This is a genomic window from Bacillus sp. FSL M8-0049, assembly GCF_038593355.1.
GTDB classification, from domain to species: Bacteria; Bacillota; Bacilli; order Bacillales; family Bacillaceae; genus Bacillus; species Bacillus safensis.
Genome location: NZ_CP151986.1, coordinates 1,835,866 through 1,861,521, shown reverse-complemented (window position 1 = coordinate 1,861,521; position 25,656 = coordinate 1,835,866). Strand labels below are relative to the sequence as shown.

The following is a 25,656-nucleotide window of genomic DNA, read 5'->3' as shown; positions in this document are numbered from 1 at the left end:
GAGATCATATGACAGTTTCAGTTGTTAAAGTTCACATTGGCACCCTATCAGATTTTCCGCTACAGCTAGGTAAAACAGTTGAAGCCGGTACACTTGAATTAGCTGTTTTTCAAACCTCTAATAAGCAGTTTAAAGCCATTGAAAATCGCTGTCCTCATAAAGGCGGCGTTCTGGCTGAAGGCATGGTCAGCGGGAATCACGTTTTCTGCCCAATGCATGATTGGAAAATTGATCTTTCATCAGGAAACGTGCAAGCACCAGATCACGGATGCGTTAAAACATATGAAACATTCGTTGAAGGGGACAATGTCTTTATTTTATTGCCTTCATAAATGGTTTAGATCCTTCCTTTCATGTATATGCTGTATATAAATGCAGCAAGAAAGGAAGGAATTTTTGTGCCGTTCGTTAATATTTTGATTGAACTCTTAATTGGATTTTTCGCTTTATTTTTTATTACAAAATTATTAGGGAAAACACAATTTGCACAAATCACACCGTTTGATTTTATTTCTGCACTAATTTTAGGCGAAATGGTCGGAAACGCCATTTTTGACCCAGAAGTCAGGATTCAGCACATTTTATTTGCTGTTGCGGTATGGGGCGTACTTATTTATACAGTTGAATGGCTTTCACAGCGCTTTAAATCCATTCGCGCTTTTTTAGAAGGAAGACCTACTCTTGTGATTGATAAGGGGAAGATTCACTACAATCGGTTGAAGAAGAATATGCTTGATATCAATCAGCTGCAGACACTGGTTCGCGCAAAAGGCCATTTTGCACTGAATGAAATTGAATATGCCATTTTGGAAACGGACGGTTCTGTCAGTGTTCTTCCGAAAATGAAATACGCGCCAGCCACAGCAGAAGATGTGAACGTGAAGGGAAAAGAAGTGAAATTGCCTAGAACATTTATTATTGACGGCGAAATCTTAAAAGATGATTTACAAGAAGCCGGCTTTGATGAATCCTGGCTGAATAAGCAATTAAAAAAGCAGCATATTTCCTCTTATCGAGACGTTCTATTTTGTGAATGGGTTGAAAATGAAGGGATTTATGCGATGCAATATGAAAAGTCTAAAAAAACATCCACAACATAAAAACGTGGGTGTTTTTTTGTGCGTGTATGGAATAGGATCAAAAAGAATGTTTGATGAAAACGTTCACAAAATGAGGAGGAGATATGTGATGAAATATAGAAACGTATGGATTGTTATGGTCTTGTCTTTCATTCTTTTTGACTTCGCTTCACTTCAAGCAGCAGAAGCCGGGCATAACCGCGTCCTTGTCGTTGATCAAAAGGGAAGCGGGACATACCGCACCGTTCAGTCTGCCATTGATGCGATTCCAGCAAACAATCAACAACCGGCAACGATCTATATTAAAAATGGCGTATATAAAGAAAAAATTTTGCTTCCGCAAAATAAACCACACGTATCCTTTATTGGCGAAAACCAGCACAAGACGATCCTTACGTATGATGATACAAACGCAAGCACTGGGAGTACAACAAACAGCTCAAGCACAATGATTCGTGCAAACGATTTTTATGCAGAAAATATCACCTTTCAAAATACAGCTGGCAGACATGCTGGTCAGGCAGTTGCGCTGTATGTGTCTGGCGACCGGGCTGTGTTCAAGCAAATACGCGTGTTAGGCTATCAAGATACACTTTATGCAACAGGCACAGGGCGGCAATATTATGAAAACTGCTATATTGAGGGCACGGTCGATTTTATTTTTGGATCAGCCACAGCTGTGTTTAAAAGAGCTGAAATAAAAAGCCTTGGAAACGGGTATATTACTGCAGCATCCACAACAGAAGCGCAAAGGTACGGCTACGTATTCATGGACTCTACGCTGAAAAAGGGGACGGCAGCTGCGCAATCGGTTTATTTAGGACGTCCGTGGAGACCTTATTCGGCTGTAACATTCCTTCATACAAAAATGGATGATCATGTGAAAGCAGAGGGATGGCATAACTGGGATAACCGTGACAATGAAAGAACGGCCAGATATAAAGAATTTGGATCGACAGGAGCGGGAAGCAGTCCAGCAAACCGCGTAAAATGGTCAACCATTTTAACCCAAAATGAAGCAAGTCAAATCACGGTTCAGGCTGTTCTTCGCGGAACCGATGGCTGGAATCCAGAAAAGAGGTAAGGGGCTTGTCAGTTTTCGTCAAAGAAAGCTGACTTTTCTGTTTAAAAAACCTTTGAGAACAAACGTTCTTTTGTGTATAATGAACATATTCTTCTAAAATTGGCTGCAACAAAAAGGAGGGATTGCGTGAAGCGTTTTTCACAGCTCATGTTTTTACAAATATGCATCCTGTCGATTTTATTTCTCCCTTTTTCAGCGAAAGATGAACAACTCAAAGCTCGTGACGATTCACTTCAATGGATGACAGCTTTAGACGAATTCATACGAACAGCACCTGATTTAGAGGGCGCGATCACTGGCATCAGCGTCCGCGATACTTCTGACACCTCTCTTCTTTATGAACATCAAGCCGATATTCGTCTTACTCCTGCTTCTAATATGAAACTGCTCACATCAGCCATCGCACTTGATATACTTGGAGAAACACACACATTCCCTACAGACATCTGGATGGATGGTTCCATTCAAAAGAAAACGCTACATGGCAGCCTTTATCTTCGTGGCACCGGCGATCCGGCTTTATTAGAGGAGGATTTTGCAGCACTTGCCAAACAAGTCAAAAAGGCCGGAATACATACCATTCGCGGGCAGCTTGCGGCAGATGACACTTGGTTTGATGACACGAGATACTCCATTGACCTGCCTTGGAGTGATGAGGATCAATATTACGGGGCACAAATTTCTGCTCTCACGGCTTCACCGAATCAAGATTATGATGCAGGGACCGTGATTCTCGAAGTAAAACCAGGAAAAAGAGCAGGACAGAAAGCCGCATATGATATGATCCCAAAGACGGATGTCGCTCAAGTCATCAATCAAGTGAAAACAGTTCCAGAAGGTGAAAAAAAGAAAATCTCTTTTAAGCGCTCTCACGGAACCAACAAGATTACGTTGACTGGGACTATTCCTGTTAAAGCGAGCTCATCTAAACAATGGGTAGCTTTATGGGATCCGTCCGTCTATGCTTTAGACTTAATGAAACGAGCGTTAAAGGCGGAAGGGATTCAAGTAAAGGGACCGCTGAAATCAAAACAAGTTCCTAAAAAAGCCAAAAAAATTGCCTCCCATACATCGATGCCATTATCAGAGCTGCTTGTTCCTATGATGAAATTAAGCAACAATACCCATGCAGAAATTTTGCTAAAGGAACTAGGGAAAAAAGTGAAGAACAAAGGGAGCTTTGAAGCTGGGCTGGACGTCATGAATGAACGGCTTCCTGCGTTTGGCATCGATCCTTCGCTTGCAGTGCTGCGTGACGGATCGGGCATATCACCTATTAACCTTATCTCTGCTAACCAGTTCACTTTATTTTTGACAAACATTCAAAAGGAAAAATGGTTTAAAACCTATGAACATGCGCTCCCTTTAGCAGGGGCAAGTGAACGAATGGTGGGGGGAACGTTAAGGAACAGATTGAAGGAACCAGCTACACTAGAAAAAGTACGTGCAAAAACAGGGTCGTTAACAACGGTCAGCACACTTTCTGGATATATTGACACGCAGGGCGGGAAAACGCTCGCTTTTTCCATCTTATTAAATCACCTTGTTGATGACGAAAAAGGAAAAGAGATAGAAGACCGTATTGTCAGCATACTAGCTGAGAATCTTTAGATTTAGAGAGAGAAGGAGAACCATCATGACGTTAGATAATAATCAATCTTTAGTAAAAACCATGTCCATTTTTCTCATCCCGCTTTTGCTAAGTAATATTTTGCAATCGATCGGACAATTAGTGTCTATTGTTCTTGTCGGAAGATGGATTGGAGAGGATGCAGTAGCTGCCATTTCTGCATTCTTTCCGCTTTTCTTTTTACTCGTTTCTTTTTCCATTGGAATTGGATCGGGAAGCTCGATCCTTATTGGACAAGCGTATGGAGCAAAAAATGAACAGAAATTAAAAGAAATTATTGGCACAACGCTTTCATTCACTTTTTTGATCGGAGTATCTTTAGCGATCATTGGAGGTTTTTTCGCAACAGACATCTTAAACCTTATGGGAACACCCGCTAATATCGTGGAGGAAAGTGCGGGCTATGCTAGAATTCTATTCATCTCAATGCCGATCTTATTTCTTTATTTTGTTTATACGACCTTCTTGCGAGGGACAGGGGATTCGAAAACGCCATTTTATTTCTTAATGATTAGTACTGCAACGAATATTTTGATGCTGCCCATTTTATTATTTGGATGGCTGGGACTGCCAGCGTTCGGCTTATACGGCGCTGCGTATGCTTCTGTGATTTCAACAATTGTGACATTTATCATTCTACACATCTACTTATATAAGACAAAGCACCCGCTTCGCATTGATGCATCGGTGAGAAAGCATTTATTGATGAAAGGGGATCTATTAAAAACGTTATTAAAGCTCAGTATCCCATCAAGCATTAATATGATCCTCATTTCTTTATCAGAAATTGCCGTTATTTCTTTCGTCAACGATTATGGATCACAGGCAACAGCTGCCTATGGTGTTGTCAATCAAGTCGTGAGTTATGTGCAGATGCCGGCAGTGAGCCTTGGCATTGCGGTCTCGATCTTTGCAGCTCAATTCATTGGCGCAGGAAATATGAATCGACTGAAAGATGTCATTAAAATTGGGTTAGGTCTTAACTTTGCCATAGGCGGATGTATCATTATTTTCGTTTATATTTTTGCACCGCAGATTTTATCTATCTTTTTAACAGACCCTGGCACGATAGATATTGCCTATAGTTTGGTCGTCATTACATTATGGAGCTATCTCATTTTTGGAACGGCCCAAATTGTTGCAGCCACAATGAGAGCAAGCGGGACGGTTCTTTGGCCGACGATCTTTAGTATTTGTTCCATTTGGCTTGTAGAAGTACCAGTCGCTTATGTGCTATCGCACTATACATCTCTTGGCATTAAAGGAATATGGATTGGCTACCCTGCAGCTTTCTTTGTAAACTTACTCCTCCAATACAGCTACTATCAGCTCGTATGGAAGAAAAAACAAATTGTAGCGCTTGTTCAATCATAATGTAAAGGGTTAAAGCAGCATATACATACGAAGATCTCTCACTTTAAGGAGGCCGGATCTTCTATGTTTTTGAATCAAAGAAGTGAACTGAGCTCGTACAATATCGGTGACTTTTCTTATGCCGGACCAGATTTCCAAGTGTTGACGTGGGGGGAAGGAACGACATTAAATATTGGGAAGTTTTGTTCCATCGCAAACGAAGTGAAAATTTTTCTAGGCGGGGAACACCGTACAGATTGGGTCACAACGTATCCGTTTAATCAAATTTTTAAAGAAGCTGTCCATATTAAAGGACATCCCAAATCGAAGGGAGATGTTCATATTGGACATGACGTATGGATTGGATATGGTGCGACGATTATGTCAGGAGTATGTATAGGAAACGGGGCCGTGATCGGGGCAAATAGTGTGATCACAAAAGATGTGCCGCCATATGCAATTGCCGCAGGAAATCCCCAGCAGCTCATGAAATATCGATTTTCATCCGAAATAATCGAAAAACTGCAGTTATTAGAATGGTGGAATTTAGAGTTTTCAATCATCCAATCTATTTTTCATCTTTTGCAATCGTATGATATTGAACAGTGTATAAATGTAATAGAAGACATAAAAAAGAAAGGCTGAAAAAGCCTTTCTTTTTTAGTTTAGCTAAGACGTATGATGGTCAAGGCTGCTCCAGCAGCACCACCTCCGCCAACTAAAATAGCTGTGACAACCGCCCCAAAAAACTGCAGTGAGATGGTATTACCAGCTGTTAAATTAACAATAACAGTGTTGTTGATTAATGAAGTTGAGATAACAGGTGATTGAACAGAACCAGAAATAGTAGTTGTTCCATTTAAAAGCAAACGTGTATTAATCAAAAGAGCTGTAGTGGTGTTGATTTGATACGTAATATAATATTTACCAGTTTGCAGAACGGTAAAAACAGTACTAGTGCCGTTTGCTGTAAAACCAGTAATGTTTTGAAAGTTTGGCAAAGGAATATTCGTTCCTCCTGCTACAGTAACGATGGTAGGGCCAGAACTATTAGCAGCATAAAGTGCTGTATCTGTAAAACCACCTGTTCCAGTAGCCCCAGTGACACCTGTCACGCCAGTAGGACCTGTTGGTCCAGTAATACCCGTGGCACCGGTAGGTCCGGTAGATCCAGTGATGCCGGTGGCACCAGTAGGACCTGTTGGTCCAGTAATACCAGTAACACCAGTAGGACCGGTAGCTCCGGTTGAACCGGTGATCCCCGTGGCACCCGTAGGTCCGGTAGATCCGGTAATACCGGTGGCACCAGTAGGTCCAGTTGAACCGGTGATCCCCGTGGCACCCGTAGGTCCGGTAGCTCCAGTGATGCCCGTGGTCCCGGTAGGTCCAGTAGAACCAGTGATGCCCGTGGCACCGGTAGAGCCAGTTGATCCAGTAATCCCTGTCGCACCAGTAGGTCCAGTTGAACCAGTGATCCCCGTAGCGCCGGTAGAGCCAGTTAATCCAGTAATCCCTGTCGCACCAGTAGGTCCAGTTGAACCAGTGATCCCCGTAGCGCCGGTAGAGCCAGTTAATCCAGTAATCCCCGTGGCACCAGTAGGTCCGGTAGATCCGGTAATACCGGTGGCACCCGTAGGTCCAGTTGAACCGGTGATCCCCGTGGCCCCCGTAGGCCCAGTAGCTCCAGTGATACCCGTGGCCCCCGTAGGTCCAGTTGAACCAGTGATGCCCGTGGTCCCAGTAGGACCGGTAGATCCGGTAATACCGGTGGCCCCCGTAGGTCCAGTTGAACCGGTGATCCCCGTGGCACCAGTAGGTCCAGTTGAACCAGTGATGCCCGTGGCACCAGTAGGACCCGTAGCTCCAGTAATCCCCGTCGCACCAGTAGGACCCGTAGCTCCAGTAATCCCCGTGGCACCAGTAGGTCCAGTTGAACCAGTGATCCCCGTAACGCCGGTAGAGCCAGTTGATCCAGTAATCCCTGTCGCACCCGTAGGACCCGTAGCTCCAGTGATCCCCGTCGCGCCGGTAGAGCCAGTTGATCCAGTAATCCCTGTCGCACCAGTAGGACCGGTAGATCCGGTAATACCGGTGGCACCAGTAGGTCCAGTTGATCCAGTGATACCCGTTGCGCCGGTAGAGCCAGTTGATCCAGTAATCCCTGTCGCACCAGTAGGCCCAGTAGGCCCAGTAGCTCCAGTGATCCCCGTGGCCCCCGTAGGTCCAGTTGAACCAGTGATGCCCGTGGTCCCAGTAGGACCGGTAGATCCGGTAATACCGGTGGCACCAGTAGGTCCAGTTGAACCAGTAATGCCCGTGGCGCCAGTAGGCCCAGTAGCTCCAGTAATCCCCGTGGCACCGGTAGGTCCAGTTGATCCAGTAATCCCTGTCGCACCAGTAGGTCCAGTTGAACCAGTGATACCCGTTGCGCCGGTAGAGCCAGTAGCTCCAGTAATCCCTGTCGCACCAGTAGGTCCAGTTGAACCAGTGATACCCGTTGCGCCGGTAGCTCCAGTAGCTCCAGTAATCCCCGTGGCGCCAGTAGGCCCAGTAGCTCCAGTAATCCCCGTGGCACCGGTAGGTCCAGTTGATCCAGTAATCCCTGTCGCACCAGTAGGTCCAGTTGAACCAGTGATACCCGTTGCGCCGGTAGCTCCAGTAGCTCCAGTAATCCCCGTGGCACCAGTAGGTCCGGTAGCTCCAGTGATCCCCGTCACACCAGTAGGACCTGTTGGTCCAGTGATCCCCGTGGCCCCTGTATCACCAGTAGCTCCAGTAATCCCCGTGGCCCCCGTAGGTCCAGTAGAACCAGTGATGCCCGTGGCACCCGTAGGACCCGTAGCTCCAGTAATCCCCGTGGCACCAGTAGGTCCAGTTGATCCAGTGATACCCGTTGCGCCGGTAGAGCCAGTTGATCCAGTAATCCCTGTCGCACCAGTAGGTCCAGTTGAACCAGTGATCCCCGTAGCGCCGGTAGAGCCAGTTGATCCAGTAATCCCTGTCGCACCCGTAGGACCGGTAGATCCGGTAATACCGGTGGCACCAGTAGGTCCAGTTGATCCAGTGATACCCGTTGCGCCGGTAGAGCCAGTTGATCCAGTAATCCCTGTCGCACCAGTAGGCCCAGTAGGCCCAGTAGCTCCAGTGATACCCGTCACACCCGTAGGACCTGTTGGTCCAGTAATACCAGTGACACCAGTAGGACCGGTAGATCCGGTAATACCGGTGGCACCAGTAGGTCCAGTTGAACCAGTAATGCCCGTGGCGCCAGTAGGCCCAGTAGCTCCAGTAATCCCCGTGGCACCGGTAGGTCCAGTTGATCCAGTAATCCCTGTCGCACCAGTAGGTCCAGTTGAACCAGTGATACCCGTTGCGCCGGTAGAGCCAGTAGCTCCAGTAATCCCTGTCGCACCAGTAGGTCCAGTTGAACCAGTGATACCCGTTGCGCCGGTAGCTCCAGTAGCTCCAGTAATCCCCGTGGCGCCAGTAGGCCCAGTAGCTCCAGTAATCCCCGTGGCACCGGTAGGTCCAGTTGATCCAGTAATCCCTGTCGCACCAGTAGGTCCAGTTGAACCAGTGATCCCCGTAGCGCCGGTAGAGCCAGTTGATCCAGTAATCCCTGTCGCACCCGTAGGACCGGTAGATCCGGTAATACCGGTGGCACCAGTAGGTCCAGTTGATCCAGTGATACCCGTTGCGCCGGTAGAGCCAGTTGATCCAGTAATCCCCGTGGCACCAGTAGGACCTGTTGGTCCAGTAATCCCCGTGGCACCCGTAGGACCGGTAGATCCGGTAATACCGGTGGCACCAGTAGGTCCAGTTGATCCAGTGATACCCGTTGCGCCGGTAGAGCCAGTTGATCCAGTAATCCCCGTGGCACCAGTAGGACCTGTTGGTCCAGTAATCCCCGTGGCACCCGTAGGACCGGTAGATCCAGTGATCCCCGTCACACCAGTAGGACCAGTTGGTCCAGTGATCCCCGTGGCCCCTGTATCACCAGTAGCTCCAGTAATCCCCGTGGCACCCGTAGGACCGGTAGATCCGGGCATACCGGTGGCACCAGTAGGACCAGTTGGTCCAGTAATACCAGTGACACCAGTAGGACCGGTAGATCCGGTTGAACCGGTGGCACCAGTAGGTCCAGTTGATCCAGTGATGCCCGTCGCCCCTGTCGCACCAGTAGCTCCAGTAATCCCCGTGGCACCAGTAGGTCCAGTTGAACCAGTAATGCCCGTGGCGCCAGTAGGACCGGTAGATCCAGTGATCCCCGTCACACCAGTAGGACCAGTTGGTCCAGTAATACCAGTGACACCAGTAGGACCGGTAGATCCGGTAATCCCCGTTGCGCCGGTAGAGCCAGTAGCTCCAGTAATCCCCGTGGCACCCGTAGGACCTGTTGGTCCAGTAATACCAGTGACACCAGTAGGACCGGTAGATCCGGTTGAACCGGTGGCACCGGTAGGTCCAGTTGAACCGGTGATCCCCGTGGCACCGGTAGAGCCAGTTGATCCAGTAATCCCCGTGGCACCAGTAGGTCCGGTAGCTCCAGTGATACCCGTCACACCAGTAGGACCAGTTGGTCCAGTGATCCCCGTGGCCCCTGTATCACCAGTAGCTCCAGTAATCCCTGTCGCACCCGTAGGACCCGTAGCTCCGGTAATCCCCGTGGCGCCAGTAGGACCAGTTGGTCCAGTAATACCAGTGACACCCGTAGGACCGGTAGATCCGGTAATACCGGTGGCACCAGTAGGTCCAGTTGATCCAGTGATACCCGTTGCGCCGGTAGAGCCAGTTGATCCAGTAATCCCCGTGGCACCAGTAGGACCTGTTGGTCCAGTAATACCAGTGCCACCAGTAGGACCGGTAGATCCGGTAATACCGGTGGCACCAGTAGGTCCAGTAGAACCAGTGATGCCCGTCGCGCCAGTAGGACCCGTAGCTCCAGTAATCCCCGTGGCACCGGTAGAGCCAGTTGAACCAGTAATCCCTGTCGCACCAGTAGGTCCAGTTGAACCAGTGATACCCGTTGCGCCGGTAGAGCCAGTAGCTCCAGTAATCCCCGTGGCACCCGTAGGACCTGTTGGTCCAGTAATACCAGTGACACCAGTAGGACCGGTAGATCCGGTTGAACCGGTGGCACCGGTAGGTCCAGTTGAACCGGTGATCCCCGTGGCCCCAGTAGGTCCAGTTGATCCAGTGATGCCCGTGGCACCGGTAGGTCCGGTAGGTCCAGTGATACCCGTCACACCAGTAGGACCTGTTGGTCCAGTAATACCAGTGACACCAGTAGGACCGGTAGATCCGGTTGAACCGGTGATCCCCGTGGCACCGGTAGGTCCAGTAGCCCCAGTGATGCCCGTGGCACCCGTAGGTCCGGTAGCTCCAGTGATCCCCGTGGTCCCGGTAGGTCCAGTTGAACCGGTGATCCCCGTGGCCCCAGTAGGTCCAGTTGAACCAGTGATCCCCGTCGCGCCGGTAGAGCCAGTTGAACCAGTAATCCCTGTCGCACCAGTAGGCCCAGTAGCTCCAGTGATCCCCGTCACACCAGTAGGACCAGTAGGACCAGTTGGTCCAGTAATACCAGTGACACCAGTAGGACCGGTAGATCCGGTAATACCGGTGGCACCCGTAGGTCCAGTAGAACCAGTGATGCCCGTCGCGCCGGTAGAGCCAGTTGATCCAGTAATACCTGTCGCACCCGTAGGACCCGTAGCTCCAGTGATGCCCGTCGCGCCGGTAGAGCCAGTTGAACCAGTAATCCCTGTCGCACCCGTAGGACCGGTAGATCCGGTAATCCCAGTGGCACCCGTAGGACCCGTAGCTCCGGTAATCCCCGTGGCGCCAGTAGGACCTGTTGGTCCAGTAATACCAGTGACACCAGTAGGACCGGTCGCTCCGGTTGAACCGGTGATCCCCGTGGCGCCAGTAGGACCGGTAGCTCCAGTAATCCCCGTGGCACCCGTAGGACCGGTAGCTCCAGTAATCCCCGTGGCACCCGTAGGACCGGTAGATCCGGGCATACCGGTGGCACCCGTAGGTCCAGTTGAACCAGTGATGCCCGTGGCACCAGTAGGTCCGGTAGCTCCAGTGATGCCCGTGGCCCCTGTATCACCAGTAGCTCCGGTAATCCCTGTCGCACCCGTAGGACCCGTAGCTCCGGTAATCCCCGTGGCGCCAGTAGGACCTGTTGGTCCAGTAATACCAGTGACACCAGTAGGACCGGTAGATCCGGTTGAACCGGTGATCCCCGTGGCGCCAGTAGGACCGGTAGATCCAGTAATACCCGTAGCGCCTGCAGGCCCAGTTTCACCTGGTGCTGCTAAAAGTGTGTAATCTGACGACGTATCTGGCGTACCTGAAGGTGGTGCAGAATCCACTATATACGTACCACCACCATAAGTGACCACTTGCCCTACTGAATATGTTGTTGCCATAACAGGATCATAGGCTTCAACACCACTTAATCCGATCCCAGTAGGCCCCGTAGGCCCAGTTTCTCCAGAAGCAGCCAAAAGGGTATAGTCGGGGGAGAGTCCAGGTATTCCTGATGGATCGTCAACATTGGCAATGTAAGTACTGCCATTAAACGTGACCACTTGCCCTGCATCGTAATCTTGTGATTGTGAGGGATCAAAAGGAAGAGCGCCGGTTAACCCGCCAGCAGGTCCAGTAGGTCCGGTTGGTCCAGGGGGACCTGCTGGGCCTGCCGGGCCTCTTGGTCCAGCTCTTTGATTTGGTTTTGATTGTTTTATTCCTTTTGCAATCTGGCAAGGTTGATTCCCTTGAGATATCTTTTGTGTTGGATATTCTTGTTTAATGAATGGACAGTCTCTTTTTCGAGGACGGTCATGACGTGATCTTTTGTAATGAGGCTGTTCATGGTATTTACCGCAAAAGGGACATTTGTGTTCGAATTGATTGTACAAATTGCCCATCTCCTAGAATTGATATTTCATTCTATGTGCAAATTTTCAAATTGGAAGTAAAACCTAGGAAATCATCATTTCGAAAATCATCGAATCAAATCATTTAAATCTTTCATGGATTTGTGTTATGGTGTTGAAAGTATAAAATAGTATGATTTTTGACAGAAATGGGGACATCATTTATGAGTCAATCAGTTTTACAAGGCAAAGCCTATTCCGTTTTAAATTTATCCTCAGTGACAGAAGGAGGTACCATTAAAGAATCTTTTGATCGTAGTATGGATTTAGCAAAGAAGGCGGAGAAGTGGGGCTATCATAGATACTGGCTGGCAGAACACCATAACATGGAAGGGGTAGCGAGCTCTGCAACGTCTGTTTTAATTGGATATATTGCGGGAGGAACCGAAAAAATTCGAGTAGGATCTGGCGGGATTATGCTGCCAAACCACTCTTCACTTGTCATTGCCGAACAATTTGGCACACTTGAGACATTGTATCCAGGGAGAATTGATTTAGGTCTTGGCAGAGCACCAGGGACGGATCAGTTAACAGCAAGAGCGCTTAGACGTAATCTTCATAACGGAGAAGATTTCCCAGAGCAGCTTGAAGAACTTCGTCAATATTTCAAGCCGACCGGTCAGGTTAAAAAACATGTAAGAGCTGTTCCAGGAGAAGGTCTGGACATTCCGATTTGGCTCCTTGGTTCAAGTGGTTTTAGCGCCAGACTTGCAGGAGAACTTGGATTACCATTTGCCTTTGCAGCACATTTCTCACCTAAAAATACAATTCCCGCGTTAGAGTTGTACAGACAGTCATTTAGACCTTCTGATGTATTAAAAGAGCCTTATGCCATGGTCGGTGTGACGGTTTTTGCTGCAGATCAAACAGAACGGGCTGAATACTTGGCAACCTCTCATTATCAGCGGTTTTTAAGTCTCATTCGCAACACACCAGGAAAACTGAAGGCGCCTGTCGACAGCATGGACGGTCTTTGGAGTCCATATGAAAAGGCGATGGTGGATGAACAATTAAGCTCGACTATCATTGGGGATAAAGAAAAGGTGAAAACAGAATTAGAAGCCTTTATAGAAGCTACTCAAGCAGATGAAGTGATGATTAATTCTGATATGTTCGATCATCAAGAAAGAATGCGTTCGTATGAAATCATCGGAGAGATCTTTCAAGAGGCACAAGAAAAATAAACATAAAAAAAGAACTGCACAGAGCAGTTCTTTTTTATTTAAGCTTTTGTAAAAATGCGAAATGGTTGTCCGATTGGCAGAACAATACGGCCAAAATGTGTATTAAGGACAACAGCTGCAGAACCATAAAATGAAAGCAGGGAAATAATCAATTCTGCAATACCAGCCATGGTATGAGTCACATCGTACATCACACCAAAAGTGCTAAGGGAAAGACCAATGAATAAGAAATCAATAAAGACGAAAATCAAAAATAATACTTTATGTGTTTCCATTGCACCAATCGTCATAAACAAGCTGAAAATCAAATAACCAATAAACGCAAAACCTAACTGTTTTGGATCTGCTGCTCCCGCAAGCGTTTTCCCAAAAACGCCGGCTTGAATGAGCCAAGTTGTTCCAACGCCCATCCAGAAAAGACCGAATGCGCCAAAAGCAGTGGCTCCAAAAATATTATGATGCTTTGAATCTTGTATGGACGCGATCAGCTGCGCGATTCCTCCAAGGAAGATAGCCCAAGGTAAAATAAGGGAAGTGCCATCTGTGATTCCTAGTTTTTGTGAGGACGCAACGAGCGTCACCATTGCTAAACCAAACAAACCAAGTGGTGTTGGGTCTGCAATTGATAATCGAATTGCTTGAACATTCTGTTTTTCCATAATGACCTCCTACAATTTGCACTTACAAAAGATACTCGAATTCGATAGAAACGTCAAGCTCTTTTTTAGTAGACACTTGCATCGTCTTCCAAATAAATCTATATTTAATACATATCAAATGTGATAGAAAAAGAGGGATAAAATGAGGAAGGGCTTATCTGGAAAAACGATTGCCATTTGTGGAACGAGAAAAACAGAAGAAATGCGTACACTTGTCGAAAAGCAAGGGGGACAAGCCGTTATTCGCTCTCTTCAAGGAACCGTATTTTTAGCCAAAGAGGAATTAAAGCCAGGCATAGAAACCTTTGTGAAACAAGGGGCCGACTGGGTGATCTTGACAACAGGCATCGGTACAGATACATTGATTGAGAGTGCAGAAGAGCTGCAGCTTGGTAAAGAATTTATGAACATTCTATCAAATGCCCATATTGCTTCAAGAGGGTACAAAACCTTTGCTGCTTTGAAAAAACGCGGAATTCAGCCTGAGGTCTCTGATGAAGACGGTACAGTTCGTGACTTGATTTCAAAGCTTGAAGACAAGGAATTTCAAGGCAAACGTGTGATGGTGCAGCTTCATGGTGAAAATGCACCAGCTCTCATTCAGTTTTTACATGAAAAAGGGGCAGATGTTTTGCCGCTTTTACCATATCAGCACACACCTCCTGAACCAGAGGCAGCTGAAACGCTGCTGAAAGAAATGAAAGATGGACAAGTTCATGCCGTTTGTTTTACAACCGCTGTCCAAGTTCACGCCTTTTTCAAACTAGCTGCAGAATGGGGAAGAAAAGAAGAATTGCAAGCATTATTCGAGCAGCACGTGCTTGCAGTAGCCGTCGGGAAAGTCACTGCTGAAGCTTTAAAAGAAGAGGGAATAGACCGAATTCTTGCCCCGTCACTTGAGAGAATGGGTGCAATGATAATAGAGCTATCTCGATATATGGAAAAACAATCAGCACACTCATAAAAAAACGCCTTTCACCAGATCAGTGAAAGGCGTTTTGGTTAGATTGTCCGTTTTCGATTCGTCCGAATTTTTTTGAGTACAAAGTAGAGAACAATCAGGACAATGGCAATGACCATAATAGGGGTTGTATAAGCATGAGCAACACTTTGAATATGATCCCATTTTGTCCCAAGCTGCATGCCAAGATAGATAAATAAGATAGACCAAGGGATGGCAGCTAATCCTGTCAAGAAAACGAATTTCAAAAAAGGCATCTTGGCAATACCCGCTGGAATCGAGATGGCATGACGGACAACAGGGATAAAGCGGGCGGTAAAAACTACACCGGTTCCATACCGGTCAAACCAGCGCTCTGCAGTCGCGATATGATGTTCATGGATGAACAAATACTTTCCATACTTTGTTAAAAAAGGTCTTCCGCCGTACAGACCGATCCAGTAAATAAAACACTGGGCGAGCGTACCACCGATGACGCCGGCAATCACAGCTCCTACAAAACCAATTGTGCCTGTTGACACCATATATCCGCCATAGGCAAGTACAATTTCACTCGGAATGATTTCAATCATCAGCCCTAGTGCTACACCTACATAACCAAGGCTTGTCAGCCAGGTTAAAATTTCATTAAAAAAGGTTCCCATTCATTTCACTCTGCCTTTAAATACGATTTTTCTTCAAGTATCCTTATAAGAGCCTATGCTTGTTTTGCTTTTCTCATGAGTATGCTTTCTATATATGCCAGGATGGCTTGCGGCTCATACAGACACCACTGAACCTGCCTTTTTCATCAAGTCTATGTTAAAAAGCTCTCGTCTAGCAGATTTTATCATACCATATTTGCCGGCATTTAGACGATCTACTTGCTATGTGAAAAATAGTCACCATAAAAGAATAGGCTGCATCCGTTTTTTCAGCAGAACATGATATAATTTGCTAGATGAAACGAACGGGTGGTGCACAAACATGTATTTAACAATTGCAGAAACAGCTGAATACTTGGAAGTATCAGAAGCGTATATTAAAAAATTAATCCAGCAAAAAAAGATCCGTTGCGTATTTGACGGGGAATCTTATCTTATTTATCAAGGGCAGTTTCAAACGCATTTAAAGCAGCTCGAACAATATAAAGAGCTCGTCCAAGAGATCTTAAATGAACCGATTCCGGAAGACCCCGATGTAAAGGATGAAGATTAGAATATTGTCATTTTTTCAATTGATTCAACATGGATCAATGTAGAAAGAATAATCTTTATATTAACTTATGCTCAAATGGTTCCCGCTCTTTCTCGAATGACAATCATTAGCAGTAAAAGGAAGTGAAAATGGTGGGGACAACTACTTTATGTGAAGCCTGTCAAAAAAACGAAATGAATGTTGTAGAAGCGTCTGATGAACCGAAACAGCCTTATCAATTATGCCATCAATGCCACGAAAGACTACTCACCAATTCATTACGACCTATTGAATGGTATCACTTAGCCGTTCTCCATTCTCCAAATCAATTTTTACTGCACGATGATTTTTATGGAGAGGATGGACAGGCTTTCCAATCAGAGAAGGACGTCATCGTCACCAAAAGTGAGAAAGCACCAACATTACACGTCGTTAGGCATGATTTGGCGTCTTTAATAGACTTTTCAATTACTAGATGGTTTCTTGAGGATGATGTCATCGATGCGCTGAAACAGCACGACCAGCAAAAAATCTTGGATTTCGTTCATAGTAGGTTTTATGAAACGGAGCATGCTGAAGTGAAATCACGAATGTTAGAAATCGCAGCTGATGTTCTAGGTACAGTTGCCGCTGAATGGGTAAGGGAACTTTTGAATCAGGCGGACGAAGAATTCCTTTATCCGCTTTCGTGGGCAGCAGCCAGCTGTTTGCCAGAAGATGAGGGATTACACCATATATTGAAAAAAATGAAATCGATCAGTGAAAAAGAATTGCCGTTAGAGGCTTTTATTTGCCTGCACCGTTTCCGTTCTCACAAAATATTGGATTGGATGGAGTCAAATTGCACCCATTTCACGATCAGTGGGGAAGGCTGGCAGCCGTCAGCTGTCCAACCTGGGAAAGAATGAAATCTTGGCTAAACAAAGGAAGGCCTTTCAGCTTAATTGCACTAGATACAATGGCAAACTGTGCAGGAAATAGACCGGCCCTAGTGGAACAATTTTCACCTAAAATCCTTAAAACTGATAAAAATGAAGTAGAGAAGATTTTACATGATGTTAATCAAAAAGATCAGGTTCCACGAGTGAAAATGAAAGTGTCCAAAATCTTGGAGAACAAACAAGACATATTTGAATAAGCCTTTTTATTGGCTGACTCCCGTTTGAACAATTTTCATGCGGCATTTCACTTTTACATCCGCATCAGGATAAATGTCTTGCCATTTTTCTGGTGTCATTGCCTTGTCTTTTGATCTATACCTAAGGCCCAGTCCAAGCGGGTCTATGTTTTGCTTTTTAAAGGACTGTACAAGATCTTCTCCTTGCTGAGTGATACGTTTTTCAACTTCTTTTTCGACTTGGTCCAATATATTCGGTTTATCAATTTTTTTGGACTTCATGAATTCTTTTAATTCGCCTTTTAGTTTGATATCAATCGTGATATGAGGCTTTTTTGTTAGGTTTTTCGTCGGTTTGATCTGGTAAGACACATGTGATTTGATATTTTCAATGACAACATGAGTCTTTGCTCGATCATGCAATTGAAACTCATAGATGCCATTTTTATGATTTTCAATCATCGCTTTAAATGTGAACGTGTCTTCTCCTGGAATATGACCCACCATTTTTTCTTGATCAAATAGAGCAACGCCCGAGACCTTGATGGCATTGCTTGTTCTTTCAATGTAAGGGAGATAAGCATCGACCCCTTTTGCCATCATCTGATTCATAAAAATATGCTGATTTGTGACCGGCTCATTGCCATTTCGCATATTTTGCGCTAACAGATCAGAGAGATATACACCTATATTTAAGTTCGTTTGATTCATTTTTGTGTATAATAATTCTTCGACTTCTCCGCCAACAATCGCAAACACTTGGCGTGAACCAATAATAGGATCACGATAAATGTAATTCATTAAATCGATCATGCCGACTTCTTTTGCTAACTTTTCACTGACTAAAATAACGAGCACCTGGCCCATAACCACCGGAAAAGGCGATTTTTCTGACACGAGAAATTGGATATTACTAATCGTGTTTGACTTTGCACTTAATATTTGATAGCTGCCTTGCTCTTCACTTTTAAAGACGGGAAAGACAAAAAAGCCCTTCATTTCGCCATCTTCCATTAAATCAAATCCTACCGCCTGAGAGATATTTAATTCATCTAATAGCCGGGGCTGTGCACAGCTAGTTAACAAAAGACTAAACAACATGAGACCTATGAGTACATACTGTTTCATGTTCGTTTTTTCACCCACCTTTTTTTCAGCATCAGTCCAATGACCATACAGACAATCAATCCATAGATCAGAATGAATCCGCTATATTCCACCCATTGATTAAAGGTTTCAAAAGAAGTTGCACCGGCAAAAAACGAAAACATGATTAGAATGAGAATGCTGAGACCGATTAAATTGACGCGCTGGCTTGTATGAAATACTTGTTTCGCCATTCGGCTCGCAGCCCATAATGGAATCGCGATATTTGGAATAATAAGAAGCAGCCAAAGAGACACTTCAATAAATTCAAAGCGCTGAATGAAGGGAAGTTTCACAATGCTTGTTAACGTCAATGTTGGCCATTTTGTTAATTTAAGCTGAGCACTCGAATAATACGCAATGGATACGAGAAAGACAAGTAAATTTAAGCATGTCGTGAATAATGCTCCCATGTGGGCAAATTTTTGTGACGTTTGTGCTTTTTTAATAAAGGGATAATAGACAAGCAGCGTTCCAAAACCAAACATGGGTAAGGAGGCATCTTTGAGACCCATTACCAGTTGCGAGAATGTATGATCAAACATTGGAAACATAAAGCGAATGTGACTATATTTCATGACGTAAAAGCAAATAAACGTCATCCAATATGTGAGTATAATGCTAAAAAACGCCCATCCTGCAATGGTTCTAAAGCCGCCGGTATGAATGTAATACACTAGCACAAGCAGTACAGCAGCAAACAAAAAACCCGGAATTTCTTTAAACAGCCACACATGGATTACATCCATATAATGGACGAGGACAGTAAGCGACAAACATGAAAAGTATAAGATGTAGAGAATATTGAATAATTGCCCAATCCATTTACCAAATACGAATTTTGTAATATGAACAAATTCATCCGAAGGAGCCTTTTTAAACATCAAGTAAATCAGAAAGATCATCACATTGACACTGATGCCAGAAATTAGAATGGCGATCCATCCGTCATTATTCATGGAACGGACAAGGTTCGTTTGAAAGTTTAAAATGCCGACACCTACTTGATTGGCATTAATGAGAAAAAACACAAAAAAAGGGGATATTTTAAATTTCTCTTTGACAGAAGAAGAGCTCATGCCTTCACTTCCTTATTCATAAAAATCATTTTTCCCCTTCCGGCCTTGCTTAGGCTTTGGCTGGTGAATGGTTTTATTTTGTCCGCGTAAATTATCCGGCCTTTTATTCAAAAAGCGAAGCTGAGGGCGAATCAAACTGCTCTTTAAATCAGCTAGACGAGGTGGATAAATGGGTTCAAGGTATGGCTGCCCAATAGAGGTTAATTTCATCAAATGGGTGATCAGAAAAGCGCCCATCAGTGAAATTCCTAAGGCTCCCCAAACCTGTGCTGCAAATAGAAAAGGGAACCTCAAAAGCCGGATGGCATTTCCCATTTTATAGATCGGGGTGACAAAGGAAGCTAGAGCAGACAATGCCACAATGATCAGCAGGATATTACTTGTTAAGCCCGCTGCCACCGCCGCCTGTCCAATGACGATCCCGCCAACAATCCCGAGTGTTTGTCCTACCTTTGTCGGAAGCCTGGATCCAGCCTCTCTTAGTAATTCAATCGAAATCTCTAAAAATAGTGCCTCAATGATCGGAGGAAATGGCACAAGATAGCGCGAGGACACAATCGTTTCTAATAAATCCTTTGGGATCAGCTCATAATGAAAGGTTAAAACGGCTACATATAAAGGTGTCGCAAAAATGGAAAATATCACAGCAAATATGCGTAACAGCCTAAAGCAAGAAGCCGCAATCCATGACATATTGTAGTCTTCCATAGTGGAAAAATACTCAAGTAAAATAGTCGGGGCAAGCAAGACATGAGGCGAACCATCCACTAATATGGCAATTTTCCCTTCTGATAAACCTGAAGACACGCGGTCGGGTCTTTCTGTATTCAAAAACAACGGAAAGATCGTATTGGACACATCATAAAGCATTTGAGCAAGGTAATTCGCATCTAAAATCTGATCATAATTAACGTCCTCAATTCGCTGAAGAACCGTTTCGATGTTTTCCGGGTTGGCGATTTCTTCAATATATAACACGGCTACTTTTGTTTGAGACAGCGTACCAACCGTCTTTTCCTCAACTTTTAGGTTAGGCGTTGGCAGCCGCCGCCTGACTAAATTTAAATTGGTATCTAAAGACTCTACAAATGCTTCCTGTGCACTAATAATCCCAAATTCAATCTCAGGCGGACCTACTTGTCTGCCTTTCTTTTCTTCAATCGGCAAAAGAAGCGTTTTGCCCCAGTCTGTCTCAAGTCTAATGGCAATGTTGCCCCGGTGAAGGGCTTCTTCCACTTTTTGAAGATCGCTCGTGATGACAGCCTGCTCAATGGGAATTCGTTCTTTCAACTCTTCAAGAGTGGGTGTCAGATGCATTTGTTTGAGGGAGGGGAGAATTTGTTCATGTAGAAGATGTCCATTAATCAATGAACGAAAAAAGGAAATCCTATACAGAAAATCTCCATTTCGAGACAGCTCATTTGTAAAATCAGCAGAACGTGACAATGCTTCAAATACTGAATTCGGGTCCTTTTGTTGTTTGTTTTTCTTCAGCATTTGAACCAGCTCCTTCGGCGATTTGCCTCTATTATCTAACCAATTGTCTAAAGATATGCATGAAAAAAAGCGTTCAGCTTGATGGGCTGGACGCTTTTTTTCCATATAGAACGGCTTCTAATAATAAATCAGCTAAATGGACCGCGCGCATGCTCGGCGAGTGCCCTGAGCGTTTGATGCCTGCTGCCATTTGCAGCTGACAGCCTGGATTAGATGTAACGATGGCAGCCGCCTTTGTTTGGCTGGCTTCTGTCATTTTATGATCTAAAATTTGCATCGACATCTTTGGCTGCAAAATGTTGTAAATACCAGCTGAGCCGCAGCACCGGCCCGCATCCTTCATTTCTTTAAATGATACACCCTGAATGGCCTTCATCAGCACCCTTGGCGCATGCTGTACACCCATTCCGTTCCGCAAATGACATGAATCTTGGTAGGTGATGACTTGCTCTGGCAAAGCAAGCGGCATGCGGCGGTGAAATTCCAGCTCCACTAAAATGTCTGATATATCCGTGATTTTCTTTGAGAAGGCTTCACTTCGCTTTTGAAAATCCGGATCATCGCAAAGCAAATGATCGTAATCACTTAAAAAAGCGCCACAACCGCCCGCATTCATGACAATGGCATCCGCATCTATCTCTTCAAAAGCTTCAATATTCCGCTTTGCTAACTGTTTCGCTTGTTCTTTTTCACCGCTATGGCCATGGAGCGCTCCGCAGCACGTCTGAATAGGAGGAACGAAGACGTCACAGCCTGCCAGCTGCAAAAGCTGGATGGTTGCTTCGTTTGTACTGGAAAAAACCGTGTCCATTAAACAGCCAGTAAAAAAGGCGACCCGTTTTCTCGCTGGGCCGGCGGCTTTGTATTCCGTCAAACGGCTTTTCTGTTGACGCGGCACCTTTGGAAGCGCCTGTTCCATCAGGCGTAAGTGCGGTGGAAGCACCTTCAGCATGCCAGTTTTGCGGGCTGCCGTTTGCAGACCAGATGTTTGATAAAATCGAAGAAGTCCTGCCGCTTTCCGCATTCGGCTCTGTGAAGGAAAGAGACCTTTAAACACTACACGTCTTACAAGTTTGACAGGGATGGATTGTTTTTTGTGCTGCTGAATGATGTCTCTTGCATCTTCAAGTAACCGTCCATATTTAACGCCGGAAGGGCAGACCGGTTCACATGCACGGCAGCCAAGACAAAGATTCAGCGAATGCTCGACATCTTCATCTGGCTCAATGACGCCGTCTCTCACCGCCTTCATTAAAGCAATTCGGCCGCGGGGAGAGTGTGTTTCTTGCTGACCAGATTCAATATAAGTCGGGCAGGAAGGAAGGCAGAATCCGCAGCGCATGCAATTGAGCAGCTCTTTTTCGTCCATTTGCTGCTGAAATGCTTGCTGAATCTCTGTTTGTTTAGAACTCATGAGACCACCACCCGCTTTCTTGCGGCTTTTCCAAACACTTTATCAGGGTTCATGATATTTTCCGGGTCAAGCGCTTGTTTGATCGCTTTCATTGCCGCAATGCCTTCTTTTTTAACCTTTAGTTCTAAGTAAGGGGCTTTCATAAGACCTACGCCATGTTCACCCGTAATGGTGCCGCCAAGTGAGACTGCTTTTTCAAAAATGGCCTGAAAGGCTTCTTCCACCCGTTTCATTTCTTCTTCATTTCTTGCATCTGCTGCACAAGTAGGATGCAAATTGCCATCACCTGCATGACCAAATGTACAGATTTTCACTTTGTACTCCTTCGCAATGTCTTCGATCGCCCGCACCATGCTGGCAATTTCAGACCGGGGAACTGTGGCATCTTCTAAAATGGTCGTCGGGCTTAACCGGGCGAGAGCTGATAAAGCAGATCGTCTCGCTGTTAAAAGGGCATTGGCCTCTTCTTCAGAATGTGCGATATTCACTTCTTTTGCACCGTGCAGCTGACAAACCTTTGCGATGCGCTCAATATCACGGGAAACCGCCTCAGGATGGCCGTCCTGTTCGATTAACAGCACTGCTTGAACGTCAGTCGGCAAACCGATTTTTGCAAAGTCTTCAACGACTTCCAGGGTTGGCTGATCCATAAATTCTAATGTGGCGGGGATGATACGCTCTGCAATAATCGCCGACACTGAAGCGGCGGCTTCCTCTAAACTTTCATATAAGCAAAGCATCGTTTGTTTTGTTTCTGGAAGCGGCAAAAGCTTCAGCGTGGCTTCAGTGACAATCCCGAGCGTTCCTTCTGAACCTACGAACAAACGGGTCATATCATACCCGGCCACGTCCTTTGCAAGCTTGCCGCCTGTTTTGATGATGTCACCGTTTGGCAGAACGACTTCAAGTCCAAGTACATAATCTCTCGTCACTCCATACTTTAATCCCCGGAGACCACCTGAATTTTCATTAATATTTCCGCTTAATGTAGAGATTTTCATAGAGCTTGGATCAGGTGGATAGAAGAGGCCTTTCGCCTCTACTTGGCGAATGAGTTCCTGTGTGATCAAACCAGGCTGCACCGTTGCTGTCAGGTTTTCTTCATCTATTTCTATTAATTGGTTCATTCTTGTAAACAGCAGCACAAGTCCGCCTTGAGTGGGACATGTGCCTGCACAAAGGTTCGTTCCTGATCCTCTTGGCACGATCGGTATGTTATATGAGGCACAGAGCCGGACAATTTGCTGGATTTCCTCAGCCGTATGCGGGCTTACGATGACATCTGGCATATGCTGAAAATTTGGTGTTGCATCATAAGAGTAGGCAAGCCGATCGGCTTTACTGTCCTGCATGTAAGAAGCACCGACAATCTTTTTTAATTGATTTAAAAATTCAGAATGTAACATACGCATTCAACTCCTATTGATGAGACGTATCGTTTCTTTCAGTATAAAAAAAGAATCGCCTCATGCCTATGGACGATTCTACAAAATATCGGGCTGTTCGCTTCGTTTTTTTGGATCATGATCTAATAACATGAAGGCTAAATAAAAGAGCATTGCATCTTGCATGCGCTTTGGATCAAGTGTCGTTAAATCTTGGATGCGTTTTAGCCTGTAATGCAGTGTATTGATATGGACATGCATCGCTTCTGCTGTATATTTCAATGAGCAATCTGATGTCATAAGCACCCGCAATGTTTTCACTAATTCAGGATAGGGGAGAAGAGGGGCGATTGTTCGATCAAGAAACACTTCTTTTGTTTCCTGACTCACTTCCTCCATAAAAAGTTCAAGCGTTAAATCTTCATCAAATACAATCGGTGTATCAGCATGTGCCATTTTTAATGCTCGAAAGGCTTGTTGAAAGGATTGCTTCATCAAATGAGCAGCTGCTGGTTTTCCTGCTCCAATCAAAACCCCCTGTGTGCCCCGCGCCGTAAGGGAGGCATGGATGTGAAACAGGCGCTGCTGCAAGGCTTTACGATCATCTGCTGTTGTCTGCAGCATGAGCAAAAAACGGGCATGCCCCCAGCGGACGATGATCTCCTGACTAGTGAGATGCAGCGTTTCCTTCAATTCTTTGTATTGATTCTGCTTCATAAACGATTCATCCTGACAATCGATCAGAACAACTGCGCGCTCCTTATTGATATCAAGCTGAAGCCGCGACGCTTTTTCAGTGAGATCAATCGCTGTCTCTGGCAGATGAAGCCAGTCGAATACAAACGCTTCGAGCTGACGTTCATCCGTTTCAGTTTCTTGAAAAAATTCATGTTCATGAATAAGCAGCTCGGTCATTTTTCTTAATATTTTGCCAAAAGGAGACACATGTACAGGATCTCCTGTCATTCCAATGACCCCGATGACCTCTTGCTTAAAATAAATAGGCAGATTGATGCCAGCTTTGACGCCTTTCATGTGCTGCTGGTCATCCTTTGTGAGAATTCGTTTCTGTCCTTCAAAAGATGTCAGATACGCTCCTTCATGAAATTGTCCAACGCGCGCTGGATCTGTTGCTGCAATGATGGTGCCGTTTGTTTGTGCGATGATGATTTCCTCAGTCAGCACCTTTTTAACCTCGTCTACGATTTTTTCTGCCAGTGTCATTGTGAGCAAAACGTACCCCTCCGAGATGTTTCTTTTGACACTATCATACCATCATATGCTCGGACATATCTTTCTTTTCATGAGTTATGCTAAAATAATAAACACACATGAAGGAGAAGAAAGGAGACATAGCCATGTCACTGCAAAATCGCTTACAAGACTTACTAAAAGAAGGACAGGCGCTGACCGACTTTGAATATGATGAAGCGGCGCGCCGCAATTGGACATTAGAAGGGGCGAGAATAAAAGAAGAAGCCCGTTTTGGCGATGTATATATAGAGCGTGTAGACAAGGAATCAGAGAACATGATTCAAACAGAAAACGCCTCATTTCTAAACACACCGCTTACATATGTGAAAAAACATCAAAAAGAATTCATTTATATCGAATCCAAGTGGTTTGATGTCGTGAAAGTGGATGGCTTGGCCATTGAATGGGATGAAGTGTTTCAAACGTATACCGTCCTATTCGGTTTAAAACGTCCTAAAAAAGACACGAATATTCTAAAGGACATGCTATCGCCATTAAATGGTGCTCAGCTTCAATTTAATGGACAAGATGGCTTATTTGATGTGAATTTGCAGCTTCTTGAGCTTGAGGATATCCACGAAGATACGGCTTTCATTGACGTCATCTCGGCCGTGTATCGATTTTTATTCCGTATGATCATGCAGCTTGAAATCAATGAATCAAAAAACGGCTCAAATTCCTGAGCCGTTTTTTG

At 45.3% G+C, this 25,656-nt stretch carries 20 protein-coding genes; 11 read left to right on the top strand and 9 right to left on the bottom strand.

From position 1 onward, the window contains the following. Positions 1-8: 8 nt before the first annotated feature. From nirD to NSU13_RS09420, 6 genes are all read left to right on the top strand, one after another. The gene (gene nirD / locus NSU13_RS09445) at positions 9-332 is read left to right on the top strand and encodes a nitrite reductase small subunit NirD (protein WP_024422642.1); all 324 of its coding nucleotides are present in this window, start codon (positions 9-11) and stop codon (positions 330-332) included. 66 nt (positions 333-398) lie between these two features. Beyond that, positions 399-1,100 (top strand): DUF421 domain-containing protein, encoded by a 702-nt coding sequence (locus NSU13_RS09440; RefSeq protein ID WP_101676952.1) that lies wholly within the window; start codon positions 399-401, stop codon positions 1,098-1,100. An 88-nt stretch (positions 1,101-1,188) separates the two neighbouring features. Continuing rightward, complete coding sequence (locus NSU13_RS09435; protein ID WP_342489478.1) at positions 1,189-2,163, top strand: pectinesterase family protein; 975 nt, start codon at positions 1,189-1,191, stop codon at positions 2,161-2,163. 126 nt (positions 2,164-2,289) lie between these two features. Beyond that, the gene (dacB, locus tag NSU13_RS09430) at positions 2,290-3,774 is read left to right on the top strand and encodes a D-alanyl-D-alanine carboxypeptidase/D-alanyl-D-alanine-endopeptidase (protein ID WP_342489477.1); all 1,485 of its coding nucleotides are present in this window, start codon (positions 2,290-2,292) and stop codon (positions 3,772-3,774) included. A gap of 25 nt (positions 3,775-3,799) precedes the next feature. After that, positions 3,800-5,167 carry an MATE family efflux transporter gene (locus NSU13_RS09425; RefSeq protein ID WP_029708164.1) on the top strand — a complete coding sequence of 456 codons (1,368 nt, stop codon included), beginning with the start codon at positions 3,800-3,802 and terminating at the stop codon, positions 5,165-5,167. A 63-nt stretch (positions 5,168-5,230) separates the two neighbouring features. Then, the gene (locus NSU13_RS09420; protein WP_342489476.1) at positions 5,231-5,791 is read left to right on the top strand and encodes a CatB-related O-acetyltransferase; all 561 of its coding nucleotides are present in this window, start codon (positions 5,231-5,233) and stop codon (positions 5,789-5,791) included. 20 nt (positions 5,792-5,811) lie between these two features. Here the strand turns inward: NSU13_RS09420 and NSU13_RS09415 are convergent, their stop codons facing one another. Continuing rightward, positions 5,812-12,081 (bottom strand): hypothetical protein, encoded by a 6,270-nt coding sequence (locus NSU13_RS09415; RefSeq protein WP_342489475.1) that lies wholly within the window; start codon positions 12,079-12,081, stop codon positions 5,812-5,814. 173 nt (positions 12,082-12,254) lie between these two features. Here NSU13_RS09415 and NSU13_RS09410 point away from each other — a divergent pair, with 173 nt between their 5' ends. Beyond that, positions 12,255-13,274 (top strand): LLM class flavin-dependent oxidoreductase, encoded by a 1,020-nt coding sequence (locus NSU13_RS09410; RefSeq protein WP_024427753.1) that lies wholly within the window; start codon positions 12,255-12,257, stop codon positions 13,272-13,274. Positions 13,275-13,312: 38 nt separating this feature from the next. Here NSU13_RS09410 and NSU13_RS09405 read toward each other — a convergent pair whose 3' ends face one another. After that, a complete protein-coding gene (locus NSU13_RS09405; RefSeq protein WP_024425703.1) occupies positions 13,313-13,933 on the bottom strand; it encodes a GPR1/FUN34/YaaH family transporter in 621 nt (206 codons plus the stop codon). Positions 13,934-14,075: 142 nt separating this feature from the next. On the opposite strand from NSU13_RS09405, the gene NSU13_RS09400 reads away from it, so the two are divergent. Continuing rightward, positions 14,076-14,897 carry a uroporphyrinogen-III synthase gene (locus tag NSU13_RS09400; protein WP_101676655.1) on the top strand — a complete coding sequence of 274 codons (822 nt, stop codon included), beginning with the start codon at positions 14,076-14,078 and terminating at the stop codon, positions 14,895-14,897. A gap of 38 nt (positions 14,898-14,935) precedes the next feature. Here NSU13_RS09400 and NSU13_RS09395 read toward each other — a convergent pair whose 3' ends face one another. Further along, complete coding sequence (locus NSU13_RS09395; protein ID WP_034284052.1) at positions 14,936-15,538, bottom strand: DedA family protein; 603 nt, start codon at positions 15,536-15,538, stop codon at positions 14,936-14,938. 322 nt (positions 15,539-15,860) lie between these two features. Between NSU13_RS09395 and NSU13_RS09390 the strand changes: the two genes are divergently transcribed. Together NSU13_RS09390 and NSU13_RS09385 are read left to right on the top strand one after the other, a co-directional pair. Further along, on the top strand, positions 15,861-16,091 hold the full coding sequence (locus NSU13_RS09390) for an excisionase family DNA-binding protein (RefSeq protein ID WP_342489474.1): 231 nt from the start codon (positions 15,861-15,863) through the stop codon (positions 16,089-16,091). A gap of 131 nt (positions 16,092-16,222) precedes the next feature. Continuing rightward, positions 16,223-16,978, top strand: coding sequence for a hypothetical protein (locus NSU13_RS09385; RefSeq protein ID WP_342489473.1), 756 nt, complete (start codon positions 16,223-16,225; stop codon positions 16,976-16,978). 236 nt (positions 16,979-17,214) lie between these two features. On the opposite strand, the gene NSU13_RS09380 is transcribed toward NSU13_RS09385, so the two are convergent. From NSU13_RS09380 to NSU13_RS09355, 6 genes are all read right to left on the bottom strand, one after another. Next, positions 17,215-18,315, bottom strand: a complete 1,101-nt coding sequence (locus tag NSU13_RS09380) for a Ger(x)C family spore germination protein (protein ID WP_342489472.1) — start codon at positions 18,313-18,315, stop codon at positions 17,215-17,217. After that, positions 18,312-19,412: a GerAB/ArcD/ProY family transporter gene (locus NSU13_RS09375; RefSeq protein ID WP_327827878.1), complete on the bottom strand. Its 1,101-nt coding sequence runs from the start codon at positions 19,410-19,412 to the stop codon at positions 18,312-18,314. The genes NSU13_RS09380 and NSU13_RS09375 overlap by 4 nt, the downstream gene beginning before the upstream one ends. Positions 19,413-19,424: 12 nt before the next feature. Then, a complete protein-coding gene (locus NSU13_RS09370; protein WP_342489471.1) occupies positions 19,425-20,909 on the bottom strand; it encodes a spore germination protein in 1,485 nt (494 codons plus the stop codon). A 73-nt stretch (positions 20,910-20,982) separates the two neighbouring features. Next, a complete protein-coding gene (locus NSU13_RS09365; protein ID WP_342489470.1) occupies positions 20,983-22,323 on the bottom strand; it encodes a (Fe-S)-binding protein in 1,341 nt (446 codons plus the stop codon). Further along, positions 22,320-23,729, bottom strand: a complete 1,410-nt coding sequence (glcD, locus tag NSU13_RS09360; protein WP_342489469.1) for a glycolate oxidase subunit GlcD — start codon at positions 23,727-23,729, stop codon at positions 22,320-22,322. The genes NSU13_RS09365 and glcD overlap by 4 nt, the downstream gene beginning before the upstream one ends. Positions 23,730-23,807: 78 nt before the next feature. Beyond that, positions 23,808-24,941 carry a sugar diacid recognition domain-containing protein gene (locus NSU13_RS09355; protein ID WP_342489468.1) on the bottom strand — a complete coding sequence of 378 codons (1,134 nt, stop codon included), beginning with the start codon at positions 24,939-24,941 and terminating at the stop codon, positions 23,808-23,810. A 125-nt stretch (positions 24,942-25,066) separates the two neighbouring features. Between NSU13_RS09355 and NSU13_RS09350 the strand changes: the two genes are divergently transcribed. Further along, complete coding sequence (locus NSU13_RS09350) at positions 25,067-25,645, top strand: hypothetical protein (protein ID WP_034284037.1); 579 nt, start codon at positions 25,067-25,069, stop codon at positions 25,643-25,645. Positions 25,646-25,656 lie beyond the last annotated feature (11 nt).

Excerpts from the sequence above, each read along its gene's own strand:
- NSU13_RS09400 (WP_101676655.1), top strand. The coding sequence starts at position 14,076 with ATGAGGAAGGGCTTATCTGGAAAAACGATTGCCATTTGTGGAACGAGA.
- NSU13_RS09405 (WP_024425703.1), bottom strand. The coding sequence starts at position 13,933 with ATGGAAAAACAGAATGTTCAAGCAATTCGATTATCAATTGCAGACCCA.
- NSU13_RS09350 (WP_034284037.1), top strand. The coding sequence starts at position 25,067 with ATGTCACTGCAAAATCGCTTACAAGACTTACTAAAAGAAGGACAGGCG.
- NSU13_RS09375 (WP_327827878.1), bottom strand. The coding sequence starts at position 19,412 with ATGAGCTCTTCTTCTGTCAAAGAGAAATTTAAAATATCCCCTTTTTTT.
- NSU13_RS09410 (WP_024427753.1), top strand. The coding sequence starts at position 12,255 with ATGAGTCAATCAGTTTTACAAGGCAAAGCCTATTCCGTTTTAAATTTA.
- NSU13_RS09370 (WP_342489471.1), bottom strand. The coding sequence starts at position 20,909 with ATGCTGAAGAAAAACAAACAACAAAAGGACCCGAATTCAGTATTTGAA.
- NSU13_RS09420 (WP_342489476.1), top strand. The coding sequence starts at position 5,231 with ATGTTTTTGAATCAAAGAAGTGAACTGAGCTCGTACAATATCGGTGAC.
- NSU13_RS09415 (WP_342489475.1), bottom strand. The coding sequence starts at position 12,081 with ATGGGCAATTTGTACAATCAATTCGAACACAAATGTCCCTTTTGCGGT.
- NSU13_RS09365 (WP_342489470.1), bottom strand. The coding sequence starts at position 22,323 with ATGAGTTCTAAACAAACAGAGATTCAGCAAGCATTTCAGCAGCAAATG.
- nirD (WP_024422642.1), top strand. The coding sequence starts at position 9 with ATGACAGTTTCAGTTGTTAAAGTTCACATTGGCACCCTATCAGATTTT.
- NSU13_RS09435 (WP_342489478.1), top strand. The coding sequence starts at position 1,189 with ATGAAATATAGAAACGTATGGATTGTTATGGTCTTGTCTTTCATTCTT.
- NSU13_RS09390 (WP_342489474.1), top strand. The coding sequence starts at position 15,861 with ATGTATTTAACAATTGCAGAAACAGCTGAATACTTGGAAGTATCAGAA.
- NSU13_RS09380 (WP_342489472.1), bottom strand. The coding sequence starts at position 18,315 with ATGAAACAGTATGTACTCATAGGTCTCATGTTGTTTAGTCTTTTGTTA.
- NSU13_RS09425 (WP_029708164.1), top strand. The coding sequence starts at position 3,800 with ATGACGTTAGATAATAATCAATCTTTAGTAAAAACCATGTCCATTTTT.
- glcD (WP_342489469.1), bottom strand. The coding sequence starts at position 23,729 with ATGTTACATTCTGAATTTTTAAATCAATTAAAAAAGATTGTCGGTGCT.
- NSU13_RS09395 (WP_034284052.1), bottom strand. The coding sequence starts at position 15,538 with ATGGGAACCTTTTTTAATGAAATTTTAACCTGGCTGACAAGCCTTGGT.